This is a genomic window from Rhizobacter sp. P3_B12 (assembly GCF_056402895.1).
Genome location: NZ_JBFUGN010000420.1, coordinates 1 through 5,116, shown reverse-complemented (window position 1 = coordinate 5,116; position 5,116 = coordinate 1). Strand labels below are relative to the sequence as shown.

At 64.8% G+C, this 5,116-nt stretch carries 3 protein-coding genes and 2 pseudogenes; 3 read left to right on the top strand and 2 right to left on the bottom strand.

Translation table 11 applies throughout. The annotated features are described in order from the left end of the window. Positions 1–617: pseudogene (locus tag AC1D01_RS20130) on the top strand (glycosyl transferase family 51); the annotation flags it as partial. Between the two features lie 424 nt (positions 618–1,041). Next, positions 1,042–1,431: pseudogene (locus AC1D01_RS20125) on the top strand (response regulator); the annotation flags it as partial. 162 nt (positions 1,432–1,593) lie between these two features. Here the strand turns inward: AC1D01_RS20125 and AC1D01_RS20120 are convergent. Then, the gene (locus AC1D01_RS20120) at positions 1,594–3,024 is read right to left on the bottom strand and encodes an ATP-binding protein (RefSeq protein WP_477869374.1); all 1,431 of its coding nucleotides are present in this window, start codon (positions 3,022–3,024) and stop codon (positions 1,594–1,596) included. Continuing rightward, positions 3,021–4,307 carry an ATP-binding protein gene (locus AC1D01_RS20115; protein ID WP_477869376.1) on the bottom strand — a complete coding sequence of 429 codons (1,287 nt, stop codon included), beginning with the start codon at positions 4,305–4,307 and terminating at the stop codon, positions 3,021–3,023. Before AC1D01_RS20115 ends, AC1D01_RS20120 begins: the two co-directional genes overlap by 4 nt. A gap of 389 nt (positions 4,308–4,696) precedes the next feature. On the opposite strand from AC1D01_RS20115, the gene AC1D01_RS20110 reads away from it, so the two are divergent. Next, the coding region (locus tag AC1D01_RS20110) for a recombinase family protein (protein WP_477869372.1) at positions 4,697–5,116 on the top strand (420 nt) is incomplete at its 3' end.

Here is a 5,116-nt window from a genome sequence, read left to right as displayed (position 1 = left end):
GTGCATGGCTGCGGCTGGGCTATCCGTTCAGGTCGCTGACGCCGTCGTATGCGACCGCACTTGGCGCGTCCGGCGACCGGCCGGCGGCGCTCGCCGAGTTGATGGGCATCATCGTCAACCGTGGACTGCGTCTACCGGTGACGCGCGTCGCGTCGCTGCAGTTCGCCCGTGGCACACCCTATGAAACTCATCTCGAGTACCAGCCGACGGCGGGCGAACGCGTGCTCGGTGCCGAGATCGCCGACGTGGTGCGGCGGGCTCTGATCGGCGTGGTCGAAGAAGGTACGGCGAAGCGACTGAAGGGGGCGCTGGTGCGACGTGACGGCAGCGTGGTGGAGATCGGTGGCAAGACTGGCACCGGCGACCATCGTTTCGATACCTACGGCCGTGGCGGCAGGCTGATCTCATCACGCATCGTCGACCGCTCGGCCACCTTGGTGTTCCTGATCGGAGACCGCTACTTCGGCACGATGATGGCCTACGTTCACGAGCCCTACGCCGCCAACTACAAGTTCACAAGTGCCATGCCGGCGCAGCTGCTGAAGGCGCTGACCCCTGCCTTGTTGTCGCTGCTCGATGGCGCCAGCTGCGACTCCGAAATCGACGGGCGGAAATAGCACATCCAAAGACGACAGTGGAGAACAGTCCGCCCACGCCACTGTTAGCTGCACGTACCGCACTGACTTCCTCGGTTGGGCGGGGGATCGCACTCAAGTGTTCTCGATGCACTCGTCTGGGCCAAGCGTCAACCCTGTCTGATGGCGCATCTGCACCTGGATTCTGGAGTGAAGGTCCAGGTTCAGGGCTTTCAACGGCATATGCGACCCGATTTGCCGGAGTACTTTGGATTCCGCTCGATCACCCCTGGTCAGCGCGTCGTGCTGAGGCTAGACATCGGTAGCGCAAGGACGAGGCGCTGCTCTTCAAGCAGACGCTCAACGTGCTCGCGGCACTGCATCGTGCCCTGCGCGTGCCGCTGCGCGACCTGGCGCGCATCGAGTCGTTTAGCGACACGCAACTCGCGCTGGCTCGCGTTCGTTCGACGTGGTCGTGTCGGACTTCCGCATGCCGCCGCAGGATGGCGTTTCGTTCCTGCGCGACGTTCGAGGCATCCAGCCCCAGGTGGTGCCGATGATCGCCAGCGGCTCCGCCGACGTCTCCACGCTGGTGCGCGCCATGAACGACGCGCAGGTGGTCCGCTACATCCTCAAGCCCTGGAACGACGAGGAACTCATCCTGGACGTGAAGCTTGCGCTCGAACGCGCCCAGACCGGGCAGGAAGAATCCGCACTGGCCGAAGCGATGCGGGTTCAGCAGGGCCAGCTGCCGGCGCAGGAAGCCGAGCGTCGGCGACTGGAGGCCCAGGAGCCCGGTCTAACCCATGTGGAGTGGGGTCCGAACAGGGAAGTTCTCATGCCGTCTCTGAATTGACCTGCATTCGCCGGCCCAGGAAAACCACCTGCAACTCTATTCAAATAGCGTTCGAAATGCGTGGAACAAATATGACCTCATACTCAAATCGCCGCTCGAATCCCTACGCCGCCACTCATGCAGATCATTGAGTCGTATGCATCGATCAGTACGGGTCTTGCCTCAGACGCTCGTGCCTTCCGCCTCAGTCGATGTGACCGGTCGGCGCACCGGCAGCGTCACCCGAAACGTGGTGCCYTGGTTCAGCACGCTTTCGACRTCGATGCGTCCGTGATGCTTCTGCACGATCCCGTACGACAGCGARAGCCCGAGGCCCGTYCCCTTGCCGACCGGTTTGGTGGTGAAGAAGGGCTCGAAGATGCGCTTGAGCGTGTCCGGMGGRATGCCCGAGCCGGTGTCGGCGACYTCCAGCCAGACGTGCCCGGCATCCGCCTCGACCCCGGTGCGGATCATGATGCGGCCGCGTTCCTCGCCCATCGCCTGGGCCGCGTTGACCACCAGGTTCATCACGACCTGGTTGATTTGCGACGGCAGGCACTCGACGTCTGGAATCACGCCGTATTCCTTGATCAGGTCCGCCTTGTAYTTGACCTCGTTGGCGACCACGTTCAGCGTCGAATCGATGCCCTGGTGCAGATCCGCCCACTGGAAATCCTGCGTGGAATCCACGCGCGAGAAATCCTTCAGGTCCTGCACGATCTGGCGCACCCGCACGATGCCTTGCCTGGACTCGCGCATCAGCACCGGGATGTCTTCCTTCAGGAATTCCAGCTCGACCGCMTCGCGCAGCTTGCGCAGCCTSGCGGCGACGTCGGARGGGCCGATATCGCCTTCGGCRGCCTCGTAGGCAGCCAGCAYCTCGAACAACTTGCCGAGGTAGTCYTCCAGCGTGCCGAAATTGGAGAAGATGTAGCCGATCGGGTTGTTGATCTCGTGCGCSACGCCGGCCGCCARCTGGCCGATCGAGGCGAGCTTCTCCGATTGCACCAGCTGCCCCTGCAGATGYTTGCGCTCGGCCACCTCGGCCTGCAGCGCCTCATTGCTGCTCGTGATCTCGCGCGTGCGCTCCGCCACGGCGTCTTCCAGCCGCGTGAGCTGCGCCGCTGCATCCTGCGTCATCTGCCACTTGGCGGTCAGCATGTTCGCGAGTTGGCGCACCTCGATCGCGTCGAAGGGCTTCTTGAGGATCAACAGCCGGTCSCGCACGTCGAGYGTCGCCAGCACCTCGTCCCACGAGGTGTCGGCGTAAGCRGTGCAGATGACGACCTGAAGCCGCGGATCGATCTGCCACAGGCGCTCGATCGTCTGCACGCCGTCCCAGCCYGGCGGCATGCGCATGTCCACGAAGGCCAGTGCATAGGGTCGGCCCGCGGCSAGCGACGCCTGCACCTGGCCCRCCGCCTCCTGSCCCTGGTAGGCCGAATCGAGCTCGAACACGCTCAGCACCGCCGGCGGTTCGTCTCCGAACAGCGCCGTCTCGGCGGCATCGAGTCCCGCGTGCACCGGTTGCGGCACGAGGATCTTGCGGAAGTCCTCRTGGATCGCCGGCATGTCGTCGACCAGCAGGATCCGCCGGTTCTGCCCGGGTGTCATCGATCGCCCTCCTGCGGGTCGATCGGGATGTCCAGCACGAACGTGGCGCCTTGCCCCGCACCCTCGCTGTGCGCGCTCAGCGTCCCGCCCATCTCGCGGGCCGCCAAGGCACAGCTGTGCAGGCCGAAGCCGTGGCCGTTGCTGCGCGTGGTGAAGCCRTGGACGAAGACGCGCACCAGGTTCTCGGGTGCAATGCCTTCGCCGTTGTCGGCCACCGTGATGCGCAGCACTCGACCTCCGGCACCTTCCAGCAGCGCGGCGCCCAACGTGATGCACGCGCTGTGGTTCGGTGGCGCACCGCGCATCGCGTGCTTGGCATTGCTGATCAGGTTCACCAGGATCTGCAGCAAGCGGTGCCGGTCCAGGCTCAAGGCGGGCAGGTCGGGAACCTGCTTCACGACCTCGACCTTGTGACGGGTCAGGGCACTGACGTTCATGCGCAATGCATCGTCCAGCAGTTCGTCGACCTTCAGGGACTCGACGACGCGCGATGCGCCCGCATACGACTGCTGGGTCGCCACGACCTCCTTGATGTGATCGACGCTCCTGGCGAGCAGGCCGAGCTCTTCGGCRATGGCCGYCTGCTCGGCCTCCAGAGCCTGCGCCAGKTCGCGCAGATAGCCGGGCAGCAGCTTGCCGCGSGYGTCGCGCGTGAGGAAGTCGCCSAGGTCGYCGGCATGCTCGTCCATCAGGCCGACCGCACGCGCGAGCCCCTTGAGCTTGGAGGCGCGMAGCCGATCGACGATCAGGCCGGCGGAGATGTTGACGCTGTTGAGCACGTTGCCGACGTTGTGCAGCACGTTCGTGGCRATCTCGGCCATGCCGGCCAGGCGCGAMGCTTCGACCAGCTGCCGGTGCACCTCGCCGATSCGGCGCTCGGCTTCCTTCAGGTCGGAGATGTCCTTGGTGATGCCGAAGGTGCCRATGATCTCGCCATCGCGGTTGCGCAGCGGCATCTTGGTGGTCAGCGCCCAGSTGTCGGGCCGCCCGTCCATCCAGGTCTCGCGCTCGACCTTGCCGACCATCGGCAGGCCGGTGCGGATGATCTCCTGCTCGTCCTCRAAGGCCGGCCGGGCATGCGCGTCGGAGAAGACGTCGAAATCCGATTTGCCGACCAACCCGTCGGGTGTCGCCATCCCGAACTGGAGCGCCTGCGCCGCACTCGATTTGATGAAGCGGGACTGCCTGTCCTTGAAATAGATGTGATCCGGTGAGTTGTCCAGCAGGGCCCGCAGCAGGTCGCGTTCGTCGACGCCCGCCGGGAAGTGCTCGGGCGCGGCCATCACGAAGGGGCTCCGGCGGCATCCGACAGGGTCACCTCGTGCTGGCGGGCCGCTGGCTGCCGCATTGCACACGGCAGGAGCATGGAATGGCGGGCGCAAGACATCGACGACTCCCTGGCACTGGGGGTGCCTTGTATGGCGGCATGTTCGCGCTGGCGCGGCCGCTCCACTCCGTCGAATAGCGTGGCGAAGCAAGACCAAATCCACCGTCATGACCCCAGGCACCCTTTCCGGATGGTGCAGAATCCGCCCTGCCCGCCGCTCACCCGGCGGGCATCGCTGGGGGTGCTGGCCCGTCCGGGCCGGCTGAGAGAGTCCCTTCGAACCTGACTGAGGTAAGCCTCACGCCGCGAAAGTAAACTTTCTTCTCACAAGAAGAGAGGGATGGAATGGCGAGGGTTTACAGCTACATCCGCTTCAGCGATGCGAAGCAGGCAGCAGGGGCGAGTTCAGAGCGGCAACGAGCATACGCGCAGCAGTGGGCAAAGGATCACGGGCTCGAACTCGATGACCAGCTCAGCTTGCGCGACGAGGGCCTGTCGGCCTATCACCAGAAGCATGTAAAGCAAGGGGCGCTTGGAGCGTTCCTGCGGGCTGTTGAAGATGGGGCTGTGCCCGCCTCTTCTGTCCTCGTCGTCGAGGGGCTTGATCGGCTGTCGCGTGCGGAGCCGTTGCAGGCGCAGGCGCAACTGGCGTCCATCGTCAATGCGGGGATCAAGGTGGTCACCGCCTCGGATGGGAAGGTCTATAGCCGCGAAGGATTGAAGGCCAATCCAATGGACCTGGTCTACAGCCTGCTCGTGATGATC